The 24,941-nt window shown below is 64.7% G+C and carries 26 protein-coding genes; 13 read left to right on the top strand and 13 right to left on the bottom strand.

All coding sequences use genetic code 11. The features are described 5' to 3' along the window. Window positions 1-44: 44 nt before the first annotated feature. Window positions 45-1,613, top strand: a complete 1,569-nt coding sequence (fliK, locus tag C9I57_RS24595) for a flagellar hook-length control protein FliK (protein WP_107153209.1) — start codon at window positions 45-47, stop codon at window positions 1,611-1,613. Beyond that, entirely contained in the window at window positions 1,610-1,963 is a 354-nt protein-coding gene (locus C9I57_RS24590; protein WP_107153308.1) for an EscU/YscU/HrcU family type III secretion system export apparatus switch protein, read from the top strand. Before fliK ends, C9I57_RS24590 begins: the two co-directional genes overlap by 4 nt. An 85-nt stretch (window positions 1,964-2,048) precedes the next feature. Here C9I57_RS24590 and C9I57_RS24585 read toward each other — a convergent pair whose 3' ends face one another. From C9I57_RS24585 to C9I57_RS24555, 7 genes are all read right to left on the bottom strand, one after another. After that, window positions 2,049-2,591 carry a CoxG family protein gene (locus C9I57_RS24585; protein WP_107153208.1) on the bottom strand — a complete coding sequence of 181 codons (543 nt, stop codon included), beginning with the start codon at window positions 2,589-2,591 and terminating at the stop codon, window positions 2,049-2,051. 155 nt (window positions 2,592-2,746) lie between these two features. Continuing rightward, window positions 2,747-4,144, bottom strand: coding sequence for an amino acid permease (locus C9I57_RS24580; protein WP_107153207.1), 1,398 nt, complete (start codon window positions 4,142-4,144; stop codon window positions 2,747-2,749). 193 nt (window positions 4,145-4,337) lie between these two features. Further along, the gene (gene rqpR / locus C9I57_RS24575) at window positions 4,338-5,012 is read right to left on the bottom strand and encodes a response regulator transcription factor RqpR (RefSeq protein WP_107153206.1); all 675 of its coding nucleotides are present in this window, start codon (window positions 5,010-5,012) and stop codon (window positions 4,338-4,340) included. Window positions 5,013-5,016: 4 nt separating this feature from the next. Continuing rightward, complete coding sequence (locus tag C9I57_RS24570) at window positions 5,017-5,913, bottom strand: sensor histidine kinase (protein WP_107153205.1); 897 nt, start codon at window positions 5,911-5,913, stop codon at window positions 5,017-5,019. 429 nt (window positions 5,914-6,342) lie between these two features. Continuing rightward, the gene (locus C9I57_RS24565) at window positions 6,343-7,113 is read right to left on the bottom strand and encodes a ferredoxin--NADP reductase (protein ID WP_107153204.1); all 771 of its coding nucleotides are present in this window, start codon (window positions 7,111-7,113) and stop codon (window positions 6,343-6,345) included. 183 nt (window positions 7,114-7,296) lie between these two features. Beyond that, on the bottom strand, window positions 7,297-8,103 hold the full coding sequence (locus C9I57_RS24560; RefSeq protein ID WP_107153307.1) for an endonuclease/exonuclease/phosphatase family protein: 807 nt from the start codon (window positions 8,101-8,103) through the stop codon (window positions 7,297-7,299). 30 nt (window positions 8,104-8,133) lie between these two features. Beyond that, window positions 8,134-8,625 (bottom strand): hypothetical protein, encoded by a 492-nt coding sequence (locus C9I57_RS24555; RefSeq protein ID WP_107153203.1) that lies wholly within the window; start codon window positions 8,623-8,625, stop codon window positions 8,134-8,136. Between the two features lie 319 nt (window positions 8,626-8,944). Between C9I57_RS24555 and C9I57_RS24550 the strand changes: the two genes are divergently transcribed. The 3 genes from C9I57_RS24550 to C9I57_RS24540 all read left to right on the top strand — a co-directional run bounded on the left by C9I57_RS24550 (window position 8,945) and on the right by C9I57_RS24540 (window position 11,678). After that, on the top strand, window positions 8,945-9,910 hold the full coding sequence (locus tag C9I57_RS24550; RefSeq protein ID WP_181321943.1) for an AAA family ATPase: 966 nt from the start codon (window positions 8,945-8,947) through the stop codon (window positions 9,908-9,910). A gap of 144 nt (window positions 9,911-10,054) precedes the next feature. Next, a complete protein-coding gene (locus C9I57_RS24545) occupies window positions 10,055-11,161 on the top strand; it encodes an NAD(P)/FAD-dependent oxidoreductase (RefSeq protein WP_107153201.1) in 1,107 nt (368 codons plus the stop codon). A gap of 205 nt (window positions 11,162-11,366) precedes the next feature. After that, the gene (locus C9I57_RS24540) at window positions 11,367-11,678 is read left to right on the top strand and encodes a high-potential iron-sulfur protein (protein WP_107153200.1); all 312 of its coding nucleotides are present in this window, start codon (window positions 11,367-11,369) and stop codon (window positions 11,676-11,678) included. A gap of 47 nt (window positions 11,679-11,725) precedes the next feature. Here C9I57_RS24540 and C9I57_RS24535 read toward each other — a convergent pair whose 3' ends face one another. Then, entirely contained in the window at window positions 11,726-12,424 is a 699-nt protein-coding gene (locus C9I57_RS24535) for a dienelactone hydrolase family protein (protein ID WP_181321947.1), read from the bottom strand. 517 nt (window positions 12,425-12,941) lie between these two features. Between C9I57_RS24535 and C9I57_RS24530 the strand changes: the two genes are divergently transcribed. Next, window positions 12,942-14,090 (top strand): branched-chain amino acid ABC transporter substrate-binding protein, encoded by a 1,149-nt coding sequence (locus C9I57_RS24530; RefSeq protein ID WP_107153199.1) that lies wholly within the window; start codon window positions 12,942-12,944, stop codon window positions 14,088-14,090. A gap of 311 nt (window positions 14,091-14,401) precedes the next feature. Here C9I57_RS24530 and C9I57_RS24525 read toward each other — a convergent pair whose 3' ends face one another. Further along, the gene (locus tag C9I57_RS24525; protein ID WP_107153305.1) at window positions 14,402-15,556 is read right to left on the bottom strand and encodes an MFS transporter; all 1,155 of its coding nucleotides are present in this window, start codon (window positions 15,554-15,556) and stop codon (window positions 14,402-14,404) included. A gap of 244 nt (window positions 15,557-15,800) precedes the next feature. Between C9I57_RS24525 and C9I57_RS24520 the strand changes: the two genes are divergently transcribed. The 3 genes from C9I57_RS24520 to C9I57_RS24510 all read left to right on the top strand — a co-directional run bounded on the left by C9I57_RS24520 (window position 15,801) and on the right by C9I57_RS24510 (window position 18,624). Beyond that, window positions 15,801-16,475 (top strand): HugZ family pyridoxamine 5'-phosphate oxidase, encoded by a 675-nt coding sequence (locus C9I57_RS24520; RefSeq protein ID WP_107153198.1) that lies wholly within the window; start codon window positions 15,801-15,803, stop codon window positions 16,473-16,475. A 300-nt stretch (window positions 16,476-16,775) separates the two neighbouring features. Next, entirely contained in the window at window positions 16,776-17,075 is a 300-nt protein-coding gene (locus C9I57_RS24515; protein WP_018442672.1) for an H-NS histone family protein, read from the top strand. Window positions 17,076-17,427: 352 nt separating this feature from the next. Continuing rightward, window positions 17,428-18,624 (top strand): cation diffusion facilitator family transporter, encoded by a 1,197-nt coding sequence (locus C9I57_RS24510; protein ID WP_107153197.1) that lies wholly within the window; start codon window positions 17,428-17,430, stop codon window positions 18,622-18,624. Window positions 18,625-18,690: 66 nt separating this feature from the next. On the opposite strand, the gene C9I57_RS24505 is transcribed toward C9I57_RS24510, so the two are convergent. From C9I57_RS24505 to C9I57_RS24495, 3 genes are all read right to left on the bottom strand, one after another. After that, window positions 18,691-19,149, bottom strand: a complete 459-nt coding sequence (locus C9I57_RS24505) for an Lrp/AsnC family transcriptional regulator (protein ID WP_018442674.1) — start codon at window positions 19,147-19,149, stop codon at window positions 18,691-18,693. An 89-nt stretch (window positions 19,150-19,238) separates the two neighbouring features. Next, window positions 19,239-19,907 (bottom strand): exonuclease, encoded by a 669-nt coding sequence (locus C9I57_RS24500; protein WP_107153196.1) that lies wholly within the window; start codon window positions 19,905-19,907, stop codon window positions 19,239-19,241. After that, window positions 19,904-20,548 carry an MBL fold metallo-hydrolase gene (locus tag C9I57_RS24495; RefSeq protein ID WP_107153195.1) on the bottom strand — a complete coding sequence of 215 codons (645 nt, stop codon included), beginning with the start codon at window positions 20,546-20,548 and terminating at the stop codon, window positions 19,904-19,906. The genes C9I57_RS24500 and C9I57_RS24495 overlap by 4 nt, the downstream gene beginning before the upstream one ends. A gap of 656 nt (window positions 20,549-21,204) precedes the next feature. On the opposite strand from C9I57_RS24495, the gene C9I57_RS24490 reads away from it, so the two are divergent. Then, window positions 21,205-21,804, top strand: coding sequence for a septal ring lytic transglycosylase RlpA family protein (locus C9I57_RS24490; protein WP_181321942.1), 600 nt, complete (start codon window positions 21,205-21,207; stop codon window positions 21,802-21,804). 113 nt (window positions 21,805-21,917) lie between these two features. On the opposite strand, the gene rsmI is transcribed toward C9I57_RS24490, so the two are convergent. Further along, window positions 21,918-22,814, bottom strand: a complete 897-nt coding sequence (rsmI, locus tag C9I57_RS24485) for a 16S rRNA (cytidine(1402)-2'-O)-methyltransferase (RefSeq protein WP_107153193.1) — start codon at window positions 22,812-22,814, stop codon at window positions 21,918-21,920. A gap of 91 nt (window positions 22,815-22,905) precedes the next feature. On the opposite strand from rsmI, the gene C9I57_RS24480 reads away from it, so the two are divergent. The 3 genes from C9I57_RS24480 (at window position 22,906) to C9I57_RS24470 (ending at window position 24,925) form a co-directional block, all read left to right on the top strand. Further along, window positions 22,906-23,301, top strand: a complete 396-nt coding sequence (locus C9I57_RS24480) for a YraN family protein (protein ID WP_107153192.1) — start codon at window positions 22,906-22,908, stop codon at window positions 23,299-23,301. Window positions 23,302-23,445: 144 nt separating this feature from the next. Further along, complete coding sequence (locus C9I57_RS24475) at window positions 23,446-24,096, top strand: SIS domain-containing protein (protein WP_107153191.1); 651 nt, start codon at window positions 23,446-23,448, stop codon at window positions 24,094-24,096. 34 nt (window positions 24,097-24,130) lie between these two features. Next, window positions 24,131-24,925 (top strand): BON domain-containing protein, encoded by a 795-nt coding sequence (locus tag C9I57_RS24470; RefSeq protein WP_107153190.1) that lies wholly within the window; start codon window positions 24,131-24,133, stop codon window positions 24,923-24,925. Window positions 24,926-24,941: the final 16 nt, after the last annotated feature.

Genomic DNA, 24,941 nt, shown 5'->3' with positions numbered 1-24,941 from the left:
TCACCCCCTACGCACGCAGGTGACGCGGCACACGAGGCCCGAGCATGTCCGGAATCGACTCGACGCTAGGCTCCATGCTGACGAGCCGCCTCGACGCCCTCATCGAGAACGTCGGCGCCGGCGCACGCACGGCCACCACGCAAACGGGCGCTTCCGCCGAAGCCACCGATACGAGCACCGCGCCGATCGGCGGTGCGATACCGATTGCCGACGCGCCGCCGCCTGCCTCGGCGCAAGCGATCTTGTCCGAAGTCGCGCTGACGCTCGACGCCATCTCGCGCTTCGGCGGCGATGCTACGCAGCCTGTACTCGGCGAGGCACCGATCTGGCCGGCGCCGCCCGCGATCGACGCGCAACCGGCCGCCGGCGCGGGGCCTTTGGGCGCGGGCGCCGCCGCGGCGAGCGCATCGGGCGGCACCGCGATGTCGGGCGGGGCGGCCGCCTCGGCGAGCTCGGCGGCCACGGCCGCGACATTGGCCGCGGCGCTTCCCGTCGAAGCCCTCGCGGCCGCGCTCGAAAAGACGGTGGCCGAGACGGGCCTCTTTTACGAATCGCATCTTGCACAGTGGCTCTCGGGCAACTATCCGGCCGAGCTGCTCGCCGACGAACCGCAGACCCGGCTCGCCGCGGCGGCCGCCCAGCTTTCGTTCGATTGGGAGCAGACGGCCTCCGCCGGCGCTGACGGCTCGGACGCGTTCTTCGGTGCGTCGCCGGCGTCATCGGCCTTCGCATCGGCGGCAGGCGTCCTCCGAGACGGCGCCGCGCTGGCCACTGCCTTGCTGCAGCACGCGACGGGTTCGCAGCCGTCCGCATCGCCGATGCTGCCTGGAGATCCGCGCATGTCCGCTTCGGCCTATGCCGGCGCGCGCCCATTTCCAGGACAGCCGGGCGCGGCGACGGCCTTCGGCAACGCGGCCGACAGCTTGCGCTCCGCGGCGACCGGCTCAGCCGGCGCATCGGCCCGCTCGGCGAGCGCGCTCGGCGTGTCCGGCGACCCCTTCGGCGGCGCGCCCGCGTCGGTCGCCGCATCGATTCATCCGGCGACGATTCCGCTCGTGCGCCAGCAACTCGATCTGCTGGCGACCGAGCAATTCCGCTGGACCGGCGAAGTCTGGCCGGGCACGAAGCTCGACTGGACGATCGAGCCCGAGCCCGACCGTTATCGAGGCCCCGGCGAGCAAGAGGCCCCGGACGAGCAGGCCTGGCGCACGCGCCTGACGCTCGCCTTGCCGACGCTCGGGACCGTCGATGCGGATCTCGTCCTGAAGGGGACGAGCCTCGTCGTTCGCGTGCAGGCGAGTCCGGCCGGGGCGGCCCGGCTCGCCACGGGCGGCGAGGCGTTCGGCCGCCGGCTGCGCGCGGCCGGCATCGAACTGACGGGGCTGACGATTCGCGAAGTCGGCGGAGCCGATTCCGCCGCGACGGCCGATGCGGCGCAGGCGGCGACATCGGCCTACGCGCGCGCGGCGGCGGCCGCCGCCGACGCGCAGGCGCACGATGCGGCCGTCGCGCCGGACGCTGTCACGGCATCCGGTGCGGGCGAAGGGCGGCGCGGGCCGCCGTCGCCGCTCGAGGGCCTCTTCGACGATCCATTCGAATGGAGCGGCACGTGAGCCGCCCGCGACGCCGAAGCGCCGCGGCGCTTGCCTACGACGGCAAGGGCGAAGGCAGCGCGCCGCGTGTGGTGGCGAAGGGCTACGGCCTTTTTGCCGAGATGATCATTCAGCGAGCACAGGAGTCGGGGCTCTACGTGCATCGGGCGCCCGAGATGGTCTCGCTGCTGATGCAGGTCGACCTCGACGCGAAGATTCCGCCCGAGCTCTATCAGGCGGTAGCGGAGCTGCTGGCCTGGCTCTACCGGCTCGAGAGCGGGGCCGCCGATGGCCCGGCGCCGGCCGAGGCCGACGCGCGATCGGAGCCGGTCGGCCCGATTTCGTATCCATTGCTGCCTTCGGCGGAGTGATGGGCGAGAAGGGCGGCGCTCCCGCCCCAAAGATCAGAAAGGTTACGGAACCGGCCGGCGCTCGAAAAGCCCGGCCGCCCGACAATTACGAGCCGGTCGTCCACGCTTTCCAGCACTTCGCTCCCTTTCCGGCGGGAGCCGATTCGGCAACGGCCGCATGCTGTACCGAAGGGTCGGACGGCAGCGGCGCATCGCCGACGACGCCGAAGCCGTCACCCGCCACACAAGCGGCAAAGCGCTTGCCGAACTCGTCGGCGAGCTTACGCAGGCCCCCCGCGGAGCCGTTCGCCTGGCTCTCGGCCTGATAGGACAGTGTCGTCGACGCGTCCCCGTCGGCGTCGAGATGGACGCGCGCATTGCCGACGGCGCCGGCCTCACTGCCCGCATCGCTTTCGAAGCGTAGTGTGCAGGTGTGCGGCGGATCGGTGTCGAGCATGCGGAGGTGTCCCGAGAAGCGCGCTCGGACCCCATCGACGGACAGATTGACCGCGAACGTGAAGGCGTCTTCGCCATCCGCGCGTATCTGCTCGCAACCGGGGATCGCGGTGCGCAGGACTTCGGCATCGGTCAGCGCTTCCCACGCACGTTGCGGTGGCACGGGCAGCGTATAGCTTTGCGTCAATTCCATTGCGTTGTCTCCCACTTTGAAGGACGACCGACGACTGCCGATGCGACAGATCGCCGGCCAACATTCATTATGAACCTGGGATGACAAGACGCCAGCGCGACGCGCCGCCGCGGGCGGCGCGCCCAAAAAGGGGCTGAAGACGTGGGCAGAAACGCTCAGCGCGAATGGACGGCGAGCAGCGAGCGGCGACGCGAATAGCCGAAGTAGACCGTCATGCCGATCACGAGCCAGACGAGGAAAGCGATCCAGGTAATGGCCTGCAGGTTGACCATCAGGAAGACGCATGCGGCGACGGCCAGGACCGGCACAACGGGAACACCGGGGCAGCGGAACGCGCGCGGCAGATGCGGGTGCGTGCGCCGCATGATGAGCACGGCGATCGAGACCATCGAAAACGCCGCGAGCGTGCCGATGTTGATGAGCTCGGCGAGCACGTCGAGCGGCACGAGCGCGCCGATGAAGCCGAAGAAGAGCCCGACGAGCCACGTCGTCGTGAACGGCGTCGCGAAGCGCGGATGCACGCTCGAAAGCTTCTTCGGCAGCAGCCCGTCGCGCGACATCGCGAAGATGATGCGGGTCTGGCCATAGCTCATGACGAGAATGACCGTCAGCATGCCGAGCACGGCGCCGAGATCGATGAAGCCGGCCACCCAATTCTGCCCGGCCACCTGCAGCGCGTATGAGACCGGATGCGAGATGCTCGCGAACTGCGCCGACGGCACGATACCCGTCACGACGGCCGCGACGGCAACGTAGAGCACCGCGCAAACGGAGAGCGAGGCGATGATGCCGATCGGCAAGTCACGCTTCGGATTCTTCACTTCCTCGGCTGCCGACGAGACCGAATCGAAGCCGATGAACGCGAAGAACATGACGGCCGCCGCGCCGAACACGCCGTGCCAGCCGTTCGCCATGAACGGGTGCCAGTTGGCCGGCTCGACGTGAAAGGCGCCGACGGCGATCACGGCGAGCACGACCGTGACCTTGATCGCGACCATCAAGTTATTGACGCGCGTCGATTCGCGCACGCCTACGGAGAGCAGCGTCGTGATGATCATCATGACGAGGAAGGCGGGCAGATTGAACAGCGTGGAGGCGCCGGGCACCGTGCCGGGCGCGGCCGTGAGCGCGACGGGCAGTTTCAAGCCGAAGCCGGCCAGCAGCGATTGCAGATAGCCCGACCAGCCGACCGAGACCGCCGACGTCGCGAGCCCGTACTCGAGCATGAGGTCCCAGCCGATGACCCAGGCGGCCAGCTCGCCGATCGTGGCATAGGAGTACGTGTAAATAGAGCCGGCGACCGGGATCGTCGAGGCGAACTCCGCGTAGGCGAGCCCGGCGAGCGCGCAGGCGACGGCCGCGATGAGGAACGAGACCATGAGCGCCGGGCCGGCCTGCACGGCGCCCGTGCCCGTGAGCACGAAAATGCCGGTGCCGATGATGGCGCCGATGCCGAGGAACGTCAGATCGAGCGCGCCGAGCGCCTTCTTGAGCCCGGTGCGCTGGGCCCCGGCGATCATTTGCTCGACGTTCTTTTTGCGGAAAAGGGACATGGGAGGTGGTCTCCTACGGATTGCACCGGCTTGGTGCGTGCCGGCCGTTGGGAAAACCTGCGATTTTAGCCGATCCGGGTCGGCAGGCTTGCGCAGCCCTAAGAACTCAGATAGATCCTGCGCTCAGGCACCAAAATAGCGCGCGACAGGCTGGGCAGGTCGAGCTGTCCCGCCGACGCGGTGGACGCGATCGTCAGCTTGGCGAAGTGTCGATCGTGGCGGCGGGATTGAAGTCGATGAGGCGATTGCTCATGACGTAGAACGTCAGCTCCGCGTTGTTGCTGAGCTTCATCTTCTCGAGCAGGCGCGTGCGATAGACGCTGACCGTCTTCACCGAGAGCGAAAGCGTGTGCGCGATGTCGGTCAGCCGCTTGCCCGATGCGAGCATGCAAAGCGTCTGATACTCGCGATCCGAAAGCTTTTCGTGCGGCAACGGCTCGTTCTCGACCGAGACGTATTCGGCCAGCGCCTGCGCGAGCGCGGGGCTGACGTACTTGCGGCCGGCCGCTACCTGGCGGATCGCGTCGATCATCTGCGCGGCCGTCACCGTCTTCGACAGATAGCCGGCCGCGCCGGCCTTGAGCGCGCGGACCGCGTACTGGTCCTCGCGAAACATCGAGAACATGAGGACGGGCGTGCGCGGCGCGCGGCGCTTCACGCGCTTGAGGACTTCGACGCCGTTGATGTCGGGCAGCGAGATGTCGAGCACGATGACGTCGAACGGATACTCGTCGTCGAGGCTCGCGAGCGCTTGCGCGCCGGTGTCGGCTTCGGCGACTTCGCGCGCGACATCGTGCGTCAGCAGCAGATGCCGCACGCCTTGACGCACGATCGCATGGTCGTCGACGAGCAGAATGCGCAATGACATAGCCCTAGCTCGCCGATGCCATGTTGCCCCGCAGCGGCACCATGCGGGCTTGCGTGCGCGTCATGTCCGTCGTGCCCCTCGTGCCGGTGGTGCTGGTGATGCCGGCGATGCCGGTCGTATTGGCCGTGCCCGCCGAGGTCCCGACGCGCTCGGCGAGCGCGCCGAGCAACGCGTCCCAGGCGAAGCGGGCCCGCACCGTCGTGCCCGTCCCCGTCCCCATCCCGCCGGCTTTGGCTTTCCGCTGCTCGCGCGTAGTCACGCGCAGCGAGCCGCCGAGCGCCTCGCAGCGCGCGCGCATGCCGGGAAGGCCAAAGCCTGTCGCCGATTCGTGATCGGGCTTGCGCGCGCGGCGCGGCATGCCGCGGCCGTCGTCCGCGATGACGAGCGTCAGATGGCGCTTGTCCGTATCGATGCGCACGTCGGCGCATGACGCGTTGGCGTGCTTGGCGACGTTGCCGAGCGCTTCCTGGGCGACGCGGAAAATGGAGAGGGCCGCATCGTGCGGCAACTGCGTCAGCCGGACGTCGGCTGCGCAGACGAAGCTCGTCCGCAGGCCTGTCCGTTCCGTGAAGGCGAGCGTCCATTGCGACAGCGTGCCGACGATGCCGCCTTCGAGCTGCGGCCCGTGGAGTTCGGCCACGATGCGGCGAGTGGCCTCGCAGGCGGCTTCGAGCGAGCGCTGAGCGAGCGCGAATGCCTGTTCGGCGTCAGGCCATGCTTGCGTGCCCGAAAGGGCGGCGCCCATGCTGGCCAGCGCGAAGCGCGCGGCCGTCAGTTCGGGCCCCACGCCGTCGTGCAGCTCGCGAGCAAGATGAATGCGGGCGGCTTCGCTCGCCTGCGCGAGCTCGCCGGCAAGCTCGCGCAGGCGAGCTTGCAGTTTGGCCAGGCTTTCTTCGCTCATCGCTGAAAAAGGGCAGCTAAAAAAAGCTGTTACGACTCGAGCGTTACTGTTGAGCCGGCAGGAAAAACACCGACGGAGCAGGTAACGATATTTACATTTTGTAACTAACAGATCACACAGTAGGAATCGATTCCGTCCGGTGACCGATGCGGCGGATGATATCTCAAAAACAAGAAATAGTCAGACGCAACAAGGCTTGGAGCGCGACCGCAAACGACCGCTGGCAAAGGCCGTGTCGTTCTCTCGTAGGAAAAGCCTTACGATAAAACAAGGCAAGCGGTGTGGCGCCGATGTAACAGACGTAACAGCACAGCGCGAGCAATGTTGCAGCGCAGCGGCGGCTGAAAGAAGACCGGAGCACAGTGGCTCCGGTCGCGAGGTGATACGAGTGTGGCTGTAGCTGCCCAGCTGTCGGCGATTCGCCGCTCGTTAGCCGACGAACGCCTTCTCGACGACGTAGTGGCCCGGATCGTTGTTGCTGCCTTCCTTGAACCCGAGCCCGTCGAGCAACTCGCGCGTATCGCGCAGCATGTGCGGGCTGCCGCAGAGCATGACGCGGTCCGTCTCGATCGAGAACGGCTGCAGGCCCAAATCGGCGAAGAGCTTTTGCGTGTCGATGAGCTCGGTGATGCGGCCGCGATTCATGAACGATTCGCGCGTCACCGTCGGGTAGTAAATGAGCTTTTCACGGACGATCTCGCCGATATGCTCGTGCGCCGGCAGATGCTCGGTGATGTATTCCTTGTAGGCGAGCTCGTCGACGAACCGGCACGTGTGCGTGAGCACGACCTTCTCGTAGCGGTCGTAGATGTCGGGATCCTTGATGATCGACATGAACGGGGCGAGGCCCGTGCCCGTCGAGAGCAGCCAGAGCGTCTTGCCGGGCAGCAGGTTGTCGGCCACGAGCGTGCCCGTCGGCTTCTTGCCGATGAGGACCTTGTCGCCCACCTTGAGGTGCTGCAGACGCGAGGTCAGGGGGCCGTCGGGCACCTTGATGCTGAGGAATTCGAGGTTTTCCTCGTAGTTCGCACTGGCCATGCTGTAGGCGCGGATCAACGGCTTGCCGTCGACCTCGAGGCCCACCATCGTGAACTGGCCGTTCTCGAAGCGGAACGAATCGTCGCGCGTGCAGGTGAAGCTGAAAAGCGTGTCGGTCCAATGATGGACGGTAAGGACGGTTTGCGGATTAAGGTTGCTCATGGGCTTCGAGAGTGCGACGCGTCTGGCTGACGCAGAATTCGCTATTTTAGCGCGCTTTGGACGGCCAGGCTTCGCGTCGCCGTTCCGGTCGCGCGTCGCCCGCCTCTCGAAGGCGCCGTGCCTTTAGTCGGGCCGTTACGGTCCGTTCCGTTCGATCGGCGTTCGATGCCGCCCCTTCGGCGCTCAATCGTCGAGCCGAAGACGCGCGACATACGGCAGATGATCGGAGAGCCAGGCCGTTTCCTGTGCGGGCGGGATCCATTCGACCGGGCGCATGCCGCGCACGAACATCTTGTCGAGCGCGAGCGCCGGCGAGAAGGCCGGGAACGTGCGCGCGCTTTCGCCGAGCTCGGTCGCGACCTCCTGGAGACCGTGCTCGCCGAAAAGCGGAATCGAGTCGTTGCGCCAGTCGTTGAAATCGCCCGCGAGCACGAGTGGACCGTCGGGCGCTTGGCGCGCGATCCAGTGCGCGATCCAGTTCATCTGGCGCAGCCGTGCCGAACGCGTGAGCGCCAGATGGGCGCAAAGGAGCGTGACCGACTGGCCGCCGAACATCGCGCGCGCGACGAGGAGCCCGCGCTTTTCGAAGCGGTGCGCCGAGATGTCCCAACGGCCGCCGAGGTCGAGCGGATGCGGCGAAAGAATCGCATTCCCGTGCCGCCATGACGGCTTGAAGACATTGGGTCCGAGCGCGATCTCGAGCTCGAGCGCCTGCGCGAGCTCCGTCGCCTGACAGTCCCACACGTCGGCGAGCGGCTCGTGGACCGGCGCGCCAAAGCTCGTCGCGAGCGTCGGTCCGGGCATGCGCCGCGCCATTGCCTCCTGGAGAAAATAGGCGTCCGCATGTGTCGATTGGACCCAGCGCTGCATCGCCTTCCACGCTGTGAAACCGAGCGGCGTGCGCCCTTTGTGCAGATTCCAGCTCACTGCGACGAAGTCCTTCTTCTCGCTCGCCGCGGCCGCTTGCAGGAGTTCTTCGGGATTTCGCATGCCGAGCGGTTCCTGCTTCAATGATCCATATTAGTGAGAAGCGACGCTGGCGCGAACGCGATAGACGAGTGCCGGATGACTCTCGAGGATCGTCCAGTTCGTCCATTGGCCGCTCGGCACGACGAGGCCCGGATGCGACGCGGTGAGGCGCCTCGGCTCGGGCGGCAGCGGACAGCCGTCGGGGGTGCGCTGCTCGGTATCGTCTTCGATCGTGTCTTGCGCCTCGATCGCGAGCGTGACGCCCGACGGATCGAGCCTCACCGGCGAGACCGTCAGCGAGCGAACGAGGTCGATGCTGGCGGCCGGCGCTTGCTTGCAGCCCACGCGATGCACGGTTTCATGGTGATGCGTGGCCGCGGCCGCCTGGCCGATCGGCGTGGTGCCGTCGAACGTATCGATCGTGGTGCCATCGCGCACGACGTCGATCTCCCACGTCACCACAGGCGGCTCCGTCGTCGTTTGCGCGCAAGCGACAAACGAGACGCAACCGAACGCTGCCGCGATGACGGCTTTTGCTCTCATCAGCTACTCCTTTGCTGCACCGATGCGTCGAAGCTTGAACCGCTCATCTTACGCCTAACGACCCGCCCTCGCCGTATCGGCTGTTACGCTGTCATTTGACGTCGAGATGGCGTGAGATGCAGCGATTAGGGCCAACCGAACTATCAGCAGCACGGTAGGCCGGCTGCTTGCTTTGCGCATGGAACTTGCATGGCTACACTTGAATCGTGATGTCGACATGAAGCGAAGCAGTGCGCGCCTTGGGCGCAGATGGGCGGGGTCGACCTGTGACCGAGTGGGGCGCTCGATTCGCGGGGTGAGGTGAGCAATGACAACAGCGATGGTGAAACAGGAACTCGCGGTGGCATCGTTCAGCAAGGTCTACGATCTGGATCAGGTCGAGACAGCGCTGAACGAACTGGGGGACAGTGCGAACGAAGCACTGCGCGCCACTTACGAGAAGATGCTGAAGGTCGGCAATCTGCGGTTTTGCGTCAAGCCGAACCGCATGCCGGCGATCGATGCGCTACTCGATCGGCTCCCGAATTTTTCCGAGCCGCTCGAAGACGTGCGACGACAAGTCGCACTCTGCATGGAGACGGAAGACCGGCTCGAGCTGATGCCGATCCTGTTGCTCGGCGATCCCGGCATCGGCAAGACGCATTTCGCGAAGGCGCTCGCGCGGCTCTTGGGAACGGCTTATCAATATGTCGCGATGAGCTCGCTCACGGCCGGCTGGATTCTTTCGGGCGCCTCGTCGCAATGGAAGAACGCGAAGCCGGGGAAGGTGTTCGAGACGCTCGTGAATGGGAGCTACGCGAATCCCGTCATCGTCGTCGACGAAATCGACAAGGCCAACAGCGATTCGCAATACGATCCGCTCGGCGCGCTCTACGCGCTGCTCGAGCATGAAACGGCGCAAGCGTTCATCGACGAGTTCGCCGAAGTGCCCATCAATGCCGCGCAAGTCATCTGGGTCGCTACGGCTAACGACGATCGGTCGATTCCCGAGCCGATTCTGAGCCGGATGAGCGTTTATGAAATCACGCCGCCCGATACGGAAGGCGCGCGGCGCATTGCGCAGGCCATCTACGAGGAGATCCGCTCGGCGCATGGATGGGGGCTGCGGTTCCCGGAGGCGCTCGGGGAGGACGCGCTCGAGGTGCTCGCGCGGGCCTCGCCGCGCGATATGCGGCGCGCGATCCTGCATGGGTTCGGTACGGCGAGAGTCGATGGGCGCGATGAGATTCGTGGCGACGATATTCGGTTGGAGCGGGGGACCCGGCGGAGGCCGATCGGGTTTTGAGTACAATCCCCCATGCACGTGAGCGGCGCCATACCGCGATACGAAATGTGCGAATGAACGTGCGTTCGGGCAGCGCTAGCCGGAGCGTCCCGTCAACGGCCATACCGGCAACGACGCGCGGTCGCGGAGCCGCAACGGACAACCATGGATCAGATCGAATGCGTAGTGATCGGCGCAGGAGTGGTCGGTCTAGCCATCGCGCGCGCGCTCGCTGAGCGCGGCCGCGAGGTGATCGTGCTGGAAGCGGCCGAGGCCGTCGGCACGAGCACGAGCTCGCGTAACAGCGAAGTCATTCACGCCGGTATCTACTACCCGCGCGGCTCGTTGAAGGCAGCGCTCTGCGTGCGCGGCCGCGAGATGCTCTATGAATACTGCGCTGAGCGCGGCGTTCCGCATCAGCGTTGCGGCAAGCTGCTGGTCGCCACCGCGCGCAATCAACTGCCGCAGCTCAAGACGCTCGCCGCCCGCGGCAAGGAAAATGGCGTCCTCGACCTGATGCCGCTCACCGCGGACGAAGCCCAAGCCCTCGAGCCGGCGCTCGAGTGCGTCGCGGCGGTCTTCTCGCCGCAAACCGGCATCGTCGATAGCCATCAGCTCCTGCTGGCGCTCGAAGGCGATGCCGAGCGCGGCGGTGCCGTCTGCGCGTTCCACTCGCCCGTCGAATCGATCGAAGCAACGGCCGGCCGGTTCGTCGTTAAAGTCGGCGGATCGTCGCCGACGACATTGAGCGCGGCATGCGTCATCAACAGCGCCGGCCTTCACGCCAATGCGCTCGCGCGCAAAATCCACGGGCTCGATGCGCGTCACGTGCCGCCGCTTTACTTCGCGCGCGGCAACTATTTCAGCATCTCGGGCCGCGCGCCGTTCTCGCGACTCATCTATCCGATGCCGAACGAGGCCGGGCTCGGTGTCCATCTGACGCTCGATCTGGGTGGCCAGGCGCGCTTCGGCCCCGACGTCGAATGGGTCGATTCGATCAACTACGACGTCGATCCGAGTCGCGCCGAAAGCTTCTATGCCGCCATTCGCGAATACTGGCCGGGCCTCGCCGACGATGCGCTGCAACCGGCCTATGCCGGTATCCGGCCCAAGCTCTCGGGACCCGGCGAGCCGGCCGCCGATTTCGTCATCCAAGGGCCAGCCGCGCACGGCGTGCGCGGGCTCGTGAACCTGTTCGGCATCGAGTCACCGGGCCTGACGGCGTGTCTCGCCATCGCGCAACGCGTCTGCGAAATTCTCGGACGCAACTGAAGGGTGAGGGGCAACGGCTGCTGTCACGGCGCTCACTTCCTCCGGCGGAGCCGGCGCGGCGAACGCGAATACTCGTTATCCCGGCCATTGCGGAATTCGGCGATGCGCAAAACGTTCTTCGTTGTATGCTCGGTCTTGCCGTTCAACGGTGGCAGACAAGGTCCCTGACAAACGGGCCCGATACAACACTTGGAGAGTTCCCCCAATGAAATCGTCTCGTCGCACGTTTTTGATTACGAGTCTCGGCGCCGCTTCGGCGCTCGCCCTCTCGCGCCAGGCGTTGGCCGATGCGCCGCACGTTGCCGAAAGCGACCCGACCGCCCAAGCGCTCGGCTATAAGGAAGACGCCACCAAGGTCGACAAGGCCAAGTACGCCAAGTATCAGGCCGGCGAGACGTGCAGCAATTGCCAGTTGTTCCAGGGCAAGGCGGGAGACGCGTACGGCCCCTGCGCACTCTTCGGCGGCAAGCAGGTCAACGCGAAGGGCTGGTGTAGCGGCTATACGAAGAAGGCCTGACGCTCGCCCCAAAAGGCGCTTGCACTGGCAAGCGCCTTTGTCGCCTCTTAAAGATGGGCGGACAAGAACGTCAGCGTCCGACCGAGCGCGAGGGCGGACGAGCGCTGATCGTAGGACGACCGGTCCGTACAATTGAACCCATGCCCCGCGCCAGGGTAAACGTGAAACTCCGCGTTCGCCTTGCCCGCGAAGCTCGCCTTGACGCGCTCGACGGCATCGAGCGGAATGGACCCATCCTTCTCGGCATAGTGGAACAGGATCGGCGCGCGAACCTTGCCGGCTTCGTCGAGCTTGTTCTGAATCCCGCCGCCGTAATACGCCACGGCGGCATCGACCGAACCTTGCGCCGCCAGCAGATAGGCGAGCTGCCCGCCGAAGCAGTAGCCAATCGCGCCCACCTTGCCGCCCGTCACCTCGGGCCGGCTCTTCAACGTGCGCGCGGCGGCGCCGAGATCGGCGACGGTCTTGCTCACGTCGGTCTTTTGCATCAGCGCGATACCCTTGTCACGGTCGGCCCCCTCGTAAGTGAGCTCCACGCGCCGCTCGCTGCGCCAGAAAATATCGGGTGCGAGCGCGACATACCCCGCAAGCGCGTATTGCTCGACGACCGAACGGATATGCCCGTTCACGCCGAAAATCTCCTGAATGATGACGATGCCGGGGCCGCGGCCCGTGCGCGGCAGCGACAGATAGCCCTGGAAGCGCCCGCCGTCGTCGCTTTCGATGTCGATCCATTGGGAAGTCACGTTCATGTCTTTCTCCACTCCAAGATAGATGGGCGATTCGCTCAGGCGCGACAGTTTGGCACCAATCGCGAACCGCTGCAGCGAGCCACCGGTTAGTCGATCCGCGCGAACGCAAATCGAAAGGCGACTGAATCGTCCGCCGATTCTTCCCGGCCAATCGGGGCTGCACAAAAGGGGTTGCACAAAAACGACGGCCCAAAACCCCGATCGCCCAAGACCCGCGCCGGCTGCGCGTTCCGACCGATCCGGCCGGTCCGCCCTCGACGCCGCACGGACATCCGGCATAAACCTATTAGTACTCCTCCCAACTATCTCAAAAAAATCCCAAACTTTAATTTGTTGCCCTACACTTCTCGCGCAGCACGGAGTGCGGCTTGTCACGAACTTGCCACTTTCCGTGCAAGCAAAGTGCATGACGATGCATTCCGGCGTGTACGCCCCTCGAGTCGATCGAAAAAGAAGGCGAAGACGGGGTTCGGGCGGTCACGTCGTTTTTGGACCGAAACTGGAGACTTACATGAAAATGAAGATGCACAAGGTGTTGCCGATCAGCGCGGCGGCGATGATGTTTGCTGCGATGGCAACGGGTGCTGCGGCGGACGAGGTCGTCAAGATCGGTCACGTCGCTCCGCTGACGGGGCAGATCGCTCACCTCGGCAAGGACAATGAGAACGGCGCGCGCCTTGCTGTGGAGGAAATCAACGCTAAGGGTCTCACGATCAACGGCCAAAAGATCAAGCTGGAGCTCGACGCGCAGGACGACGCGGCTGACCCGCGCCAGGCTACGCAGGTTGCCCAGAAGCTCGTCGACGATAAGGTCGTCGCGGTTGTGGGCCACTTGAACTCCGGCACGTCGATCCCGGCGTCGAAGATCTACAGCGATGCGGGCATCGTCCAGATCTCGCCTTCGGCGACGAACCCGCAGTACACGCTGCAAGGCTTCAAGACGACGTACCGCGTCGTGGCGACGGACGCTCAGCAGGGCCCGGCGCTCGCGCAGTACGCGGCCGACAAGCTCAAGCTGAAGAAGGTTGCGATCGTCGACGACGCGACGGCGTACGGCCAGGGTCTCGCGAACGAGTTCGAGAAGAAGGCCAAGTCGCTCGGCATGCAAGTGCTCTCGCACGACGCGACGAACGACAAAGCCACCGACTTCCGCGCCATTCTGACGAAGATCAAGGGTGAGAACCCCGACGCGATCATGTACGGCGGCATGGACGCCACGGGCGGCCCGTTCGCGAAGCAAGCGCGCCAGCTTGGCCTGCGCGCGAAGATCCTCGCGGGCGACGGCGTCTGTACCGACCAGCTCGCATCGCTCGCCGGCGACGCCACCGACAACGTCGTCTGCTCGGAAGCGGGCCGTTCGCTCCAAGCGATGGGCAAGGCTGGCGAGGAGTTCCAGGCCAAGTTCCAGAAGCGTTTCGGCGTGCCGATCCAGATCTACGCGCCGTTCACGTATGACGCCGTCTATATCATCGTCGACGCGATGAAGCGTGCGAATTCGACCGATCCGGCGAAGATTCTGGCCGCGATGCCGAGCACGGACTACAAGGGCGTCATCGGCGAGACGACGTTCGACTCGCACGGCGATCTGAAGCATGGCGTGATTACGCTGTACGACTATAAGTCGGGCAAGAAGACGCCGCTGACCGAAGTCAGCATGTAATCGGCGCGGCCGGCCCGATGCGGTCGGCCAAGCTCATAGCCGGACCGGTTAGCCTGGTGGGCCGGCTGCGGCTTCAAGCGATAAACACGGGCGGGCGAGCTTCTCGCAGACCCGCGCGGCAGGGGAGCGGGCGTGCCTATGCGGGTACGCCCGTTTTATTTTGGGGTGCCCTGTGGGAGCGTTGGGGGCCTTTGGGGGCTTCGGTTGAGAGGAAGACCCTTCGGCTCCGCCCTGCGGCGACAGATGCCGGCTTCCTCGACGCAGCCGTACCCGACCTGGGCCTTGCCTCGGGTTGGGCGGACCGCCTCGCCTCAGACATTGAGCCGCTTCAGCACGCGCGGCCCGACGACCGCGACGAGCGCCGCGCACAACGCGACGACCGAGAGCCCGATCGTCAGATTCGTGACCTGGGCGACCCCGCCGATCATGACCGGGCCGAACAGCAATCCGCAATAGGCGAGGCCGGCGACGTGCGCCATCCCTTCCGCCGCGTGGATGCCCTTGACGCGCATCGCGGCCGCGAAGAGCACCGGCATCATGTTCGCGAGCCCGATGCCCATCAGCGCGAAACCCGTCAATGCCGTCAGCGAGAACGGCAAGATAAGCGCGCCGACCATTCCCGCACAGGCGATCGTCGCACTCACGAGCACGAGCTGAACAGCGCCGAAGCGGGCGCGCACGGCGTCGCCGGCGAACCGGCCCGCCGCCATCGCGCCCGAAAACGCCGCGTAGCCTGCGCTCGCGAAGGCGGGCGTCGCATGAACGACGTCGCGCATATAGACCGTCGCCCAGTCGTACATCGCGCCTTCGGCCACGAGCGCAATCAGCGCGACGATCCCGAGCGCCCAGAGCGCGGGCGAGCGCCAGCGGTTCGTGCCGTGCTGAGGGGCGTTCGGATGCGCTTCGTGCGGAACGTGCGGCAGCACGGCCGGGCAAGCCCAGCAAAGCACGAGCGTGCCGAGGACGGCGACGAGCGCGAGATGAAGCGTCGGCGCCATGCCGAACGAGAGCAGAAGGCCGCCGCCGGCCGCGCCGGCCATGCCGCCGATGCTGAACATGCCGTGCAGGGATGACATGATCGGACGCCCGATCGCCGCTTCGACGGCGCTTGCCTCGGCGTTCATCGCGACATCGAGCGTGGCCATGCCGCCGCCGAACGCCGCAAGCACCGGCAGCAGCAGCCAATAGGAAGGCGTGACGAGGATCAGCGCCGTGCTCACCATCATGACGATCCCGCCGACGAGGCAGGCGCGGCGCGTGCCGACGCGCGCGATCCACTTGCCGTTGGCCGTCATCGTCGCGATGGAGCCGCCCGTCAGCGAGAAGAGGGCAACCGAGAGCCAGGCCGAATCGAGACCGAACTTGTCGCGCACGGTCGGGACGTGGACGCCCCATGACGCGTACACCATGCCCGCGATGAAAAAGAGCGCCATCGTCGCGAGCCGCGCGCGGCGGCGCGCCGACATCGACAGATTGCGGTGGGCGGCGGGCAGTGCGGAGGTTTCGGCGGTCTCAGACACGGGGAGGAATGGCTGAATTTCGATGAAGAAACGCTACGATTGATGCAAGTCGACGATTCTAACGGAGCGCTTTCATGCCTGCTCGGAGCCGGGCGGTTTCTCCGACGCGGGGAACGTGGGGAACACGGGGAAGCGCGCACGCCATCGTGAGCCGCTCAACGCTGCGCGGTAAAAGGAAGGAGCATCGCCCATGAATATCCCGAACCAAGCCCCACTCGGTCTACTGCATCGCAGCCCGGTCGGCACACTGGCGACGCATCTGCGCGAGCCGGACGGTTTCCCCTACCCGACGATGCTGCCTTACGCGCCCGACGCTCGCCACCGCCCCGTCATTCTCGTCAGCGGACTGGCCGAGCACACGCGCAATTTGCAGGCCGATCCGCGGGCCGGGTTTCTGGTCGTCGATGCAGCGAACGCCGACGTGCTCGCCGGAGAGCGCGTCACGCTGATCGGACGCTTCAGCCTCATCGAGCCCACGCCCGCGCTCGTGCGCCGCTATCTTCGCTACCACCCCGAAGCCGAGCGCTACCTGGCGCTGGGCGACTTCGCATTCCATGCAATGGAGATCGACCGGCTTCGCTATATCGGCGGCTTTGGCGCGATGGGTTGGCTCAAGGGCGACGAGCTCGACCCGCTCGAGCCGCTCCCGGACGAAGACGAGAACGCACTCATCGAGTTTTTCGCCAGCCACCCGGCACGGCCGGCAGGGCTCGAGTTACTGGGAATCGACCATTACGGCGCCGACGTGAAGCTGCCGGGGGATACAGAAAAGGCCGCCGTGCGCCGACGCGTCAACTTCGACGGTGCGAAGACAACGTTTGCCGAATTGAAGCGCTCACTGACGGATTGGATTGAGTCGACATGAGAACCTTTCACGTTATGAAAGGTTTAATTGAGATAGCTGCATCTCATTTCATGATTTGATAGATATCCCGTGCATCTATGCTGATTCCGTCAATAGTGTGCAAAACGCGCACTGGGTAAATCCCCGATACGCCGAAGCAGGAAAGAATCCGGAAAGGTTCCTTTACGATTTGTGTTTTTCGGGCTTTTCTCACGCTGCATTTTTGTGCTAATCTCCCCCCGAAATATCCGAGGCACCATGTATTCGAATGGCGAGCCGGCGAAGAGACCGGTGTCATTTAACGAAACCGCAAGGGAACCCATGTCTTCTTACAAGGAACTACTCGCACAGCGCGAAAAGCTCGAAAGGCAGATCGAAGAGGCGAAGGCGCGTGAATACGCCGAAGTGCTGAATGAGATCAAGCAAAAAATGGCCGACTACGGCATTACGCTCGCCGAACTCGGCGGCGGCCGCGGCAAACATGGCAAGGCTGGTCGTCCCCGTGCTGGCGTGGCTCCGAAATATCGCGATCCGATCTCGGGCGCGACGTGGTCGGGCCGCGGCAAGGCGCCCCGCTGGATTGCCGGACAGAATCGCGACCAGTTCCTGATTCAACGATAACCACACCGCCAAATCAGGCGCCAAACGCACAGACCAGTCTTTTCGGCGTTGCGGCGAATCGAAGCTCGGCGCCACCAGACGAATGTGCGAGAAAACCGCATGCCTTACGGGCGTGCGGTTTTTTCATTTGTATAACTTTATCTCCGAGTGGTGCGTAAGTGGAATGCTTCGTGAGTCGCACAACTGTTTTTGCCGGGCGGCATCACGCTATCTGAACGCAAATCGTTACCGTTCTCATAAGCAACTGATTTAAAAGGGAAATTCAAGGCGATCTCCGGCATGGCGGCGTGAGGCTTGATACAATTGAGGTGTTTGCGAGCGTTACTCGCCTCGTCCCTCTCCTCTGGTTCCCATGCGTTCCGAACTCGAATCTGAATCGGCCGTTAAGCAGACGGTCGCGCGCCGAAGCACGTTGGCGAGCGTTGCCGTCAACATCGTGCTGATGTCACTGCAAATCGTCATCGGTTTCGTCGCCCACTCCCAGGCGCTCGTTGCCGATGGCGTCCACTCGCTCGCCGATCTCGTTTCGGACTTCATCGTGCTCATTGCCAATCGCGCGAGCGGCGAGAAACCCGATGCCGACCACAATTACGGCCATGCTCGCTACGAAACGGTCGCTTCGCTGTTTCTCGGTGCGCTGCTGATCGCCGTCGGCGTGGGCATGCTTTGGCGCGCGGGTACGCGCATCGCCAACCTCGGCGATATCCCGCCGGTCCACGTCAGTGCATTGGCCGTTGCCGCACTCGTGCTCGTCTCGAAAGAGGGACTCTTTCGCTACATGTTGCGCGAAGCGCAGCGCGTGCGGTCCGCGATGCTGATTGCCAATGCGTGGCATGCGCGATCCGATGCGGCGTCGTCACTCGTCGTCGCGATCGGCATTATCGGAAGCCTTGCCGGCGTGCGGCTGCTCGATCCGATTGCCGCCGCCATCGTCGGTTTTCTCGTCGCGCGGATGGGTTGGACGTTCGGGTGGAATTCGCTGCAGGATTTGTCCGATCGCGCGCTCGATGAAACCACGGCGTCCGATATCCGCAAACTGCTGGCTTCGACGCCCGGCGTGCTCGACGTGCACGAGTTGCGGACGCGGAAAATGGGCGACTTCGCGCTCGTCGATGCGCATATTCTCGTCGATCCGATGATTTCCGTTTCCGAGGGACACTACATCGCCGAATCGGCGCGAACGCGCGTGATGACCGATAAACGCGTCCTCGATGCGCTCATTCACGTCGACCCAGAAAACGACGCCGTGACTCATCCGCCTGCCCGGATGCCGACGCGAGCCGCCGTCGCCGCGCTGGTCGATGCCGAATTGGCGAAACAGGGCTTACGCGCCGTCGGATATAACGTGCATTACCTCAGCACCGGACTCGACGTCGATATCACGCTCGCCGCCGATGCATCGGCCGATCGCGAGCATGATGACGATCTTGCGAAACGCATCGATCTCAGCGAGCTGAAAACGCGGCTCGGCGCGCGGAACGTCACGCTGCAACGGCGCGTCGAGTCGTCGGCGCATATGGCCACCGTCGCCACGACACGGCCTATGTAGATTCGGGATTTGAGTGCACCACGCCAAGGGCATTAGTGCTCGCTAGAAACGAGCGCGCCGCGCGGTTCAAAGCGGCAATTGCGTATCGAATTTGATTTCGCGCAGCACGACGCTCGTGCGCACCTGAGCGACCGCCGGGATCTTGAAAATGCGCTCGTGCAGGAAAGCGTCATAGGCTTTGATATCGGGCGCGACGATCTTGAGGATGTAATCCGATTCGCCCGTCGTGCTGTAGCACTCCGTGACTTCGGGGCAAGTGGCGATTTCGCGCTCGAACTGCTCGACGCCGCCTTCCGTATGGCGAGTCAGATGGATATGCGCGAGCGCGCAGACGTGCAGGCCGAGTTTTTCGCGATCGAGCAGCGCCGTGTAGCGCTGGATAATGCCCGACTGCTCCATGTCCTTGATGCGCCGCCAACAGGGCGTGCTCGAGAGGCCGACCTGATCCGAGATCTCCTGGACCGAACGGCGCGCATCGAGCTGCAAGAGGCGCAGGATCTTCTGGGAAAACGTATCGAGTGACATCCGCGCCTCCGGTTCGCCGCAATGTTTTTTAATATTAGTGGCGGAAGAAACAAAAGGCAACCGAACGCGGGTTTAATGAGACAGATCGCCTAATTTGGCGGGCTCTCGGCGTCGTTTTGTCCTATCTCGTCCTGCTCGTGCGCTCGAGCTTCGGATTCGTCGGCCTTGCCGATCGGCGGTGCGTTTTTCTGCCAGACGCGCAAGTCGGCCAACATATTACAGAAGAGCGCGCCTTGCTCGATCGCGTCGTCGAGCGCGATATGCGTATGCGGATGATCGTCGAACCAATGCTTCGGCATCCGCGGCTTGATGCATTTGCGATAGGGCAGCCCCGTCATCGCGAACGCGAGCGTCTTGATATCGAGCGCTGACCACGAGAACGGGCACTTACCCGTGAACCGCATCATGTACCAGAACATGAACGTGAAATCGAACCCGGCCGGCATGCCGACGAACACCGGCTTGCCCGGCAACGCCTCGACCCACGCCACGTAGGCCTGCAACGCTTCTTCGGGCTTGCGCAGGTCTTTGCGGCAGGCCTCCCACGCCTCGCGCTGCGTCTTCCACCAGGCCGCCTGCACCGGATGCGCCTGAGCACCCGGCAACGTCTCCAGATTGGCCGAGAACGTGCCGATCAACTGCTTGTCTTCCGTGAACGCCGCCGAGGCGAAGCTCAGCATCGAATGCGGACCGGGGATCGGGCCGTCCGCCTCGACGTCCGTGCTGACGTAGATCTCGGGCGTGGGCTTCGTCGTCACGCGCGCACTCCGTCGGCCACGAACGGATTCGTGCGCCGCTCTTCACCGAATGTCGAGGTCGGGCCGTGGCCCGGGACAAACGTGATGTCGTCTCCGAGCGGCCAGAGCTTCGTGCGGATCGACGCGATCAGATCGGCATGATTGCCGCGCGGGAAATCGGTGCGGCCGATCGAGCCCGCGAACAGCACATCGCCGACCAACGCGACCCGATGAGCGCTGCTGACGAAGACCACATGCCCCGGCGTATGGCCCGGGCAGTGGTAGACATCGAGCGACTCGTTGCCGAAGCGGACCGTATCCCCATCGACGAGCCAACGATCCGGCTCGAACGGCTCGGCCGGCGGAAACCCGAAGCGCTGACTTTGCGTGGCCAACTGATCGATCCAGAAACGCTCGTCGACTTGGGGACCTTCGATCGGCACACCGTAGCGAGCCGCGATCGCCTTCGCGCCGCCGCAGTGGTCCAGATGGCCGTGCGTCAGAAAGACCTTCTCGAGCGTGACCTTCTCCTGCTCGATCGCTTGCACGATCCGCTCGACATCGCCGCCTGGATCGACGACAGCAGCATGGTGCGTTGCTTCACAGACGAGCAGCGAGCAGTTCTGCTGGAATGGCGTGACAGGGATGACGAAGACCTTCATGGCGATGCCGTGCGGGCGAGGGCGAAAACCACGATTGTACCGGCCGCGTCACGACCGTGCCGCGCTTGGCCGATCGGACGAGGCTACCGTCTTCGGCTATGCGCTACGGATACATATTGTTACATCCATTGCTTTAATTAATATGAAAGAAGCCCGCCCTGGCGGGATTCCAACGCAGCTTTGCTATAATCCCGGTCATCGAGCGCGGAGATCCGCGCCGCCAATGGGCGACCGGGCTTTTTGAGTAGCTTACCGGTCGCTGTCATGTGGAGCGGTCAAAGACCGCTTCGCTCTGTATCGACAGAGTTCGATGCACACGTCTTTCCCGGCCGGGCGCCACGCGCCTGGAGCGGTCCTAGCCGGCCGCATGCCGGGGAGGCCTATGCCGCCGTTCCTCGCGTCGTGAGACGACGCAAGCGGGCGTGGTTTGGACGACACGTCTGACGGTGGCATGTGGGGTCTGGGAAGGCTGCTGGGGACAGTTGCACCAGACGTGAATACCAACCGGGCAAATTGCGGCCGAGTGTGGCCGCACCCGAGCTTCATCCGCTGGCCGCGTTCGCGCGTCCCGCGCGTTTGCTGCTTGGTTGCCAGAGTCGCTCTTGCAAGCGGAGTGCTGCCTGCGCGACGGCTCGACACTGTGGCGTGCACGTCTTATGAAACGTCGACTACATCGATTCGTGGGGACACTTTTTGCCGCCGGCGTGCTGGGAGGCTGCGCGGTGCCGCCGTCCCAAACCGGCGACGCGAAAGTGACGACGATCACCTCACGAACTGGCGCGGGCGCACCGCTCGCATTCGGCCAGAACAAGCCGGCAACGCCGGCTCCCGCCGCGTCGGATTCCAAGCTGGCCGACGCCAAGCCGATCGATGAGAGCATTCCCGACATCTCGGGGTTCCATCAGGTCGGCCGGGCGTCGTGGTACGGCCGCTGGTTCCATGGCCGCCGCACCGCCAGCGGCGAGCGCTTCAACATGCACGCACTGACGGCCGCGCACAAGACGCTGCCGCTTTCGTCGTATGTTCGGGTGACAAATACCGAGAACGACAAGACCGTCGTCGTCAAGATCAACGACCGTGGGCCCTACGTGCGCGGCCGGATCATCGATCTTTCGTACGCGGCCGCGCGCGAGCTCGGGCTGCAGCACGACGGCACGGCGCATGTGAAGATCGTCGGACTCTCGCAGGAAGAGGCGAGTGAGGTCGAGCGCGGCGAGAAGCTCGCTTCGGCCGATACGCCGAAGAGCCCGCAGTGATGCGGTGGGCTCGGTAGGCTCGGTAGTCGAAGAAGGCTTGGGCTCGGCCCAGGCCTCTTTGGGGGCGCTCGCGTCCGGCAGTCCCTCAGTTTCTCACTCAGTTTCTCAGTTAGTCAGCCTTCTTCTTGCTCTTTCTTGAGCTCGAGCGCGCGTGCGTAAAGCGCGTTGCGCGAGGCGCCCGTGATCGACGCGGCGATACGGGCTGCTGAGCTGACCGTCACCTCCTCCAGCAGCAATCGAAGCAGCGCATCGTGTGCTGCGGCGTCTTCGTTCGCCCCATGCGCTTGCGCCGGCGCACCCTCCACCACGAGCACGAACTCCCCGCGCTGACGATTCGAATCCTCCTCCAGCCACGTTGGCCCTTCGGCCAGGGTGCAGCAATGCAGCGCCTCGTGTAGCTTCGTCAATTCGCGGGCGATCAGGATTCGCCGCTCACCCCCCAAGGCTTCGCCAAGCGCGCGCACCGTTTCGACGATGCGATGTGGCGCTTCGTAAAAGACCAGTGCATGCGGATGGGCGGCGAGCGGCTGAAGAAACGCCGCGCGTTGCTTCGCTTTGGTCGGCGCGAAACCGAGAAACGTGAACGTCGCGGCCCAGTCACCGGCAACGGAGAGGGCTGTCGCGACAGCGCTTGCGCCCGGCAGGGGAATCACGGGATAGCCCGCGGTGCGCACCGCATCGACGAGCTTCGCGCCCGGGTCCGAAATGCCCGGGGTGCCCGCGTCCGATACATAGGCGATCCGCTCGCCCGCTTGCAGAAATTCGATGATGCGCTCGGCCGCCGCGCGTTCGTTGTGCTCATGAACGGCGACGAGCGGCTTCGCGATGCCATAGCGAGCGAGCAGTTGCCCCGTATTGCGCGTGTCTTCCGCCGCGATGCGATCGGCGAGGCCGAGCAGGTGGAGCGCGCGCAGCGTGATGTCGGCCGCATTGCCGATCGGCGTTGCGACGATGTAGAGCGCCGAGGCCGGGTATTGCTGCCGTTGGGCGAGTTCGAGGAGGTCAGACATGGAACGAAGAACGCGGCCACGCGAAGCGAGGAGGCCGCCATTGTGCCACGCGGGGCAGAGCCGGCCTCACGCTAATGCGGCTGGAACCGCGATGCGGACGCCGAGCGATGCCGACAACTTTTCGACGCGCCGAGAGTCGAAGCGGCTCGGAGCCGTCTTCGAAGCGCGCGCATGCGAGTACTTGCAGCGACAGCGCTTGCGCCTCGTTGCCCGCAACGTGACATGCCGCGGCGGCGAGATCGACCTTGTCATGCGAGACGAAACGGGTGGGCTCGTGTTCGTCGAAGTACGTGCGCGGGCCTGGCGCGGCTATGGCGGCGCGATGGCGAGCGTGGGGCACGAGAAGCGTCGCAGGGTCGTGCATGCGGCGCAGTACTTTCTGGCCACGCGCGGCGCGATGAATAGCGTGTGCCGCTTCGACGTCGTGGCCTTCGATGGGTGCGAAGTCGTCTGGGTGCGCGATGCGTTTCGCGCCGATGGACTATAGGTTTTTGGCTGTTATTTGAAGATCCGAGGTGCCGTGCCGCATGAGGAGTGGGTTAAACTTGCGCGCGAATGTAGTGGTCGAAGTCAGTAGTAGCGGTGCGCGGATACAGTCGAAAAGCCCGCGCGCCGAATACGTAGAGAAGCGATGTCACTCGAACGGATTCAACAGCATTTCCGCGATAGCGCCGCGCTCCAGCTCCAAGCGTTGGATGCGCTCTCGATGCCGATTGCCGCGGCTGTCGACACGATGTTCGGCGCGCTGGCGAACGGCAACAAGATACTGGCTTGCGGCAACGGGGCTTCGGCGACGGACGCGCAGCGCTTCGCCGCGCAATTGACGGCGCGCTTCGAGCGCGAGCGGCCCGGGTTGCCCGCGATTGCGTTGACGGCCGATTCCGCGGTACTGACGGCGTTGGCGGCCGATGGCCCGTTCGACGACGTCTACGCAAGACAGGTGCGCGCGCTTGGACACGCCGGCGACGTGCTGTTGGCCGTGACGGCGACAGACGATTCGGCCAACGTGCTCGCGGCGATCGGCGAAGCGCACGAGCGCGAGATGTTCGTGATTGCGCTGACCGGCAACGGCGCGGCGAGCGTTGCGGGCGGTGCGGGCGGGGCGAACGGCAGCGGTCCCAACGGTGGCAATCGCGGGGGCAAGGTTAGCGAAGCGCTTGCCGATACCGACATTCATATCTGCGTGCCGTCCGAGCGCGTGGCGCGCATTCATGAGCTTCACTTGCTGACGATTCATTGCCTGTGTGACGGCATCGACGCCATGTTGCTCGGCGAGGACTAACTTCACCTTTCTTTCGATAAAGGGGATACGGCTGATGAACGCGAAGTGCGTCGCGAAGACGCTTGTGCGGGGGACGCTCGCCGCCGGATTGGCGGCATCGCTCGTGGTGACGCTGCAAGGGTGCGTGCTGGCCGTGGCTGGTGCGGCAGGGGGCGGCGCGCTGCTGGCGACCGATCGGCGCACGATCGGGACGCAGACCGAGGACCGCGAGATTCAAGTCAAAGGGTATTCGCAGATCGCCAATGAGTTGGGCGATGCGTCGCATGTCGATCTGACTGTGTTCAATCGACGGGTGTTGTTGACGGGGGAAGTGCCTGACGATAACGCCAAGCGCAGGGCCGAGGAAATCGTGCGCGGGCTGCCTAATGTCGATGCTGTGGTCAACGAGTTGGCTGTCGGGCCGAAGACCGATTTTGGGACGCGGGCCAATGATTCTTATCTGGTTGCACGCGTGAAGGGCGGGCTCGTGGCCGAGAAGGGGATTTCGGCGAACGACTTCAAGGTCGTAGGCGAGAACGGGAATATCTATTTGATGGGGCTCGTGACGCAGGATGAAGGGGATCGGGGGGCGAGTGTTGCGGCTTCGGTGCCTGGGGTTACGCGGGTCGTGAAGGTGTTTCAGTACATCTCGCCGCAGGATCAGCAGGCGGTGGCGGCTGCGGCTGGGACGGCTGCTAGTGCGCCGAGTTCGGCGCAGTCGGCGGAGGCCGCGCCGACGGTCGGGGCGGTGCCCTCGTCAGCGATCAGCTCGCAGCCGTTGGGGCAAGCGCCCGCGCCGGTGTCGGATTCGACGCAGGTTCGGCCGGGGAATGGTAGCCGTAGTCAATGAGGGGCGGGATGGTGGG

The sequence above is a fragment of the Trinickia symbiotica genome (assembly GCF_003028655.1).
Taxonomy (GTDB): Bacteria; Pseudomonadota; Gammaproteobacteria; order Burkholderiales; family Burkholderiaceae; genus Trinickia; species Trinickia symbiotica_A.
Note: the sequence above shows the minus strand (reverse complement) of the source record. Positions and strands in the feature narration are given on the sequence as shown.

Bases quoted from the DNA above. Each gene is read 5' to 3' on its own strand.
- fliK (WP_107153209.1), top strand. From the start codon at position 45: ATGTCCGGAATCGACTCGACGCTAGGCTCCATGCTGACGAGCCGCCTC.
- C9I57_RS24585 (WP_107153208.1), bottom strand. From the start codon at position 2,591: ATGGAATTGACGCAAAGCTATACGCTGCCCGTGCCACCGCAACGTGCG.
- C9I57_RS24580 (WP_107153207.1), bottom strand. From the start codon at position 4,144: ATGTCCCTTTTCCGCAAAAAGAACGTCGAGCAAATGATCGCCGGGGCC.
- rqpR (WP_107153206.1), bottom strand. From the start codon at position 5,012: ATGTCATTGCGCATTCTGCTCGTCGACGACCATGCGATCGTGCGTCAA.
- C9I57_RS24570 (WP_107153205.1), bottom strand. From the start codon at position 5,913: ATGAGCGAAGAAAGCCTGGCCAAACTGCAAGCTCGCCTGCGCGAGCTT.
- C9I57_RS24565 (WP_107153204.1), bottom strand. From the start codon at position 7,113: ATGAGCAACCTTAATCCGCAAACCGTCCTTACCGTCCATCATTGGACC.
- C9I57_RS24560 (WP_107153307.1), bottom strand. From the start codon at position 8,103: ATGCGAAATCCCGAAGAACTCCTGCAAGCGGCCGCGGCGAGCGAGAAG.
- C9I57_RS24555 (WP_107153203.1), bottom strand. From the start codon at position 8,625: ATGAGAGCAAAAGCCGTCATCGCGGCAGCGTTCGGTTGCGTCTCGTTT.
- C9I57_RS24550 (WP_181321943.1), top strand. From the start codon at position 8,945: ATGGTGAAACAGGAACTCGCGGTGGCATCGTTCAGCAAGGTCTACGAT.
- C9I57_RS24545 (WP_107153201.1), top strand. From the start codon at position 10,055: ATGGATCAGATCGAATGCGTAGTGATCGGCGCAGGAGTGGTCGGTCTA.
- C9I57_RS24540 (WP_107153200.1), top strand. From the start codon at position 11,367: ATGAAATCGTCTCGTCGCACGTTTTTGATTACGAGTCTCGGCGCCGCT.
- C9I57_RS24530 (WP_107153199.1), top strand. From the start codon at position 12,942: ATGAAAATGAAGATGCACAAGGTGTTGCCGATCAGCGCGGCGGCGATG.
- C9I57_RS24525 (WP_107153305.1), bottom strand. From the start codon at position 15,556: ATGTCGGCGCGCCGCCGCGCGCGGCTCGCGACGATGGCGCTCTTTTTC.
- C9I57_RS24520 (WP_107153198.1), top strand. From the start codon at position 15,801: ATGAATATCCCGAACCAAGCCCCACTCGGTCTACTGCATCGCAGCCCG.
- C9I57_RS24515 (WP_018442672.1), top strand. From the start codon at position 16,776: ATGTCTTCTTACAAGGAACTACTCGCACAGCGCGAAAAGCTCGAAAGG.
- C9I57_RS24510 (WP_107153197.1), top strand. From the start codon at position 17,428: ATGCGTTCCGAACTCGAATCTGAATCGGCCGTTAAGCAGACGGTCGCG.
- C9I57_RS24505 (WP_018442674.1), bottom strand. From the start codon at position 19,149: ATGTCACTCGATACGTTTTCCCAGAAGATCCTGCGCCTCTTGCAGCTC.
- C9I57_RS24495 (WP_107153195.1), bottom strand. From the start codon at position 20,548: ATGAAGGTCTTCGTCATCCCTGTCACGCCATTCCAGCAGAACTGCTCG.
- C9I57_RS24490 (WP_181321942.1), top strand. From the start codon at position 21,205: ATGAAACGTCGACTACATCGATTCGTGGGGACACTTTTTGCCGCCGGC.
- rsmI (WP_107153193.1), bottom strand. From the start codon at position 22,814: ATGTCTGACCTCCTCGAACTCGCCCAACGGCAGCAATACCCGGCCTCG.
- C9I57_RS24480 (WP_107153192.1), top strand. From the start codon at position 22,906: ATGCGGACGCCGAGCGATGCCGACAACTTTTCGACGCGCCGAGAGTCG.
- C9I57_RS24475 (WP_107153191.1), top strand. From the start codon at position 23,446: ATGTCACTCGAACGGATTCAACAGCATTTCCGCGATAGCGCCGCGCTC.
- C9I57_RS24470 (WP_107153190.1), top strand. From the start codon at position 24,131: ATGAACGCGAAGTGCGTCGCGAAGACGCTTGTGCGGGGGACGCTCGCC.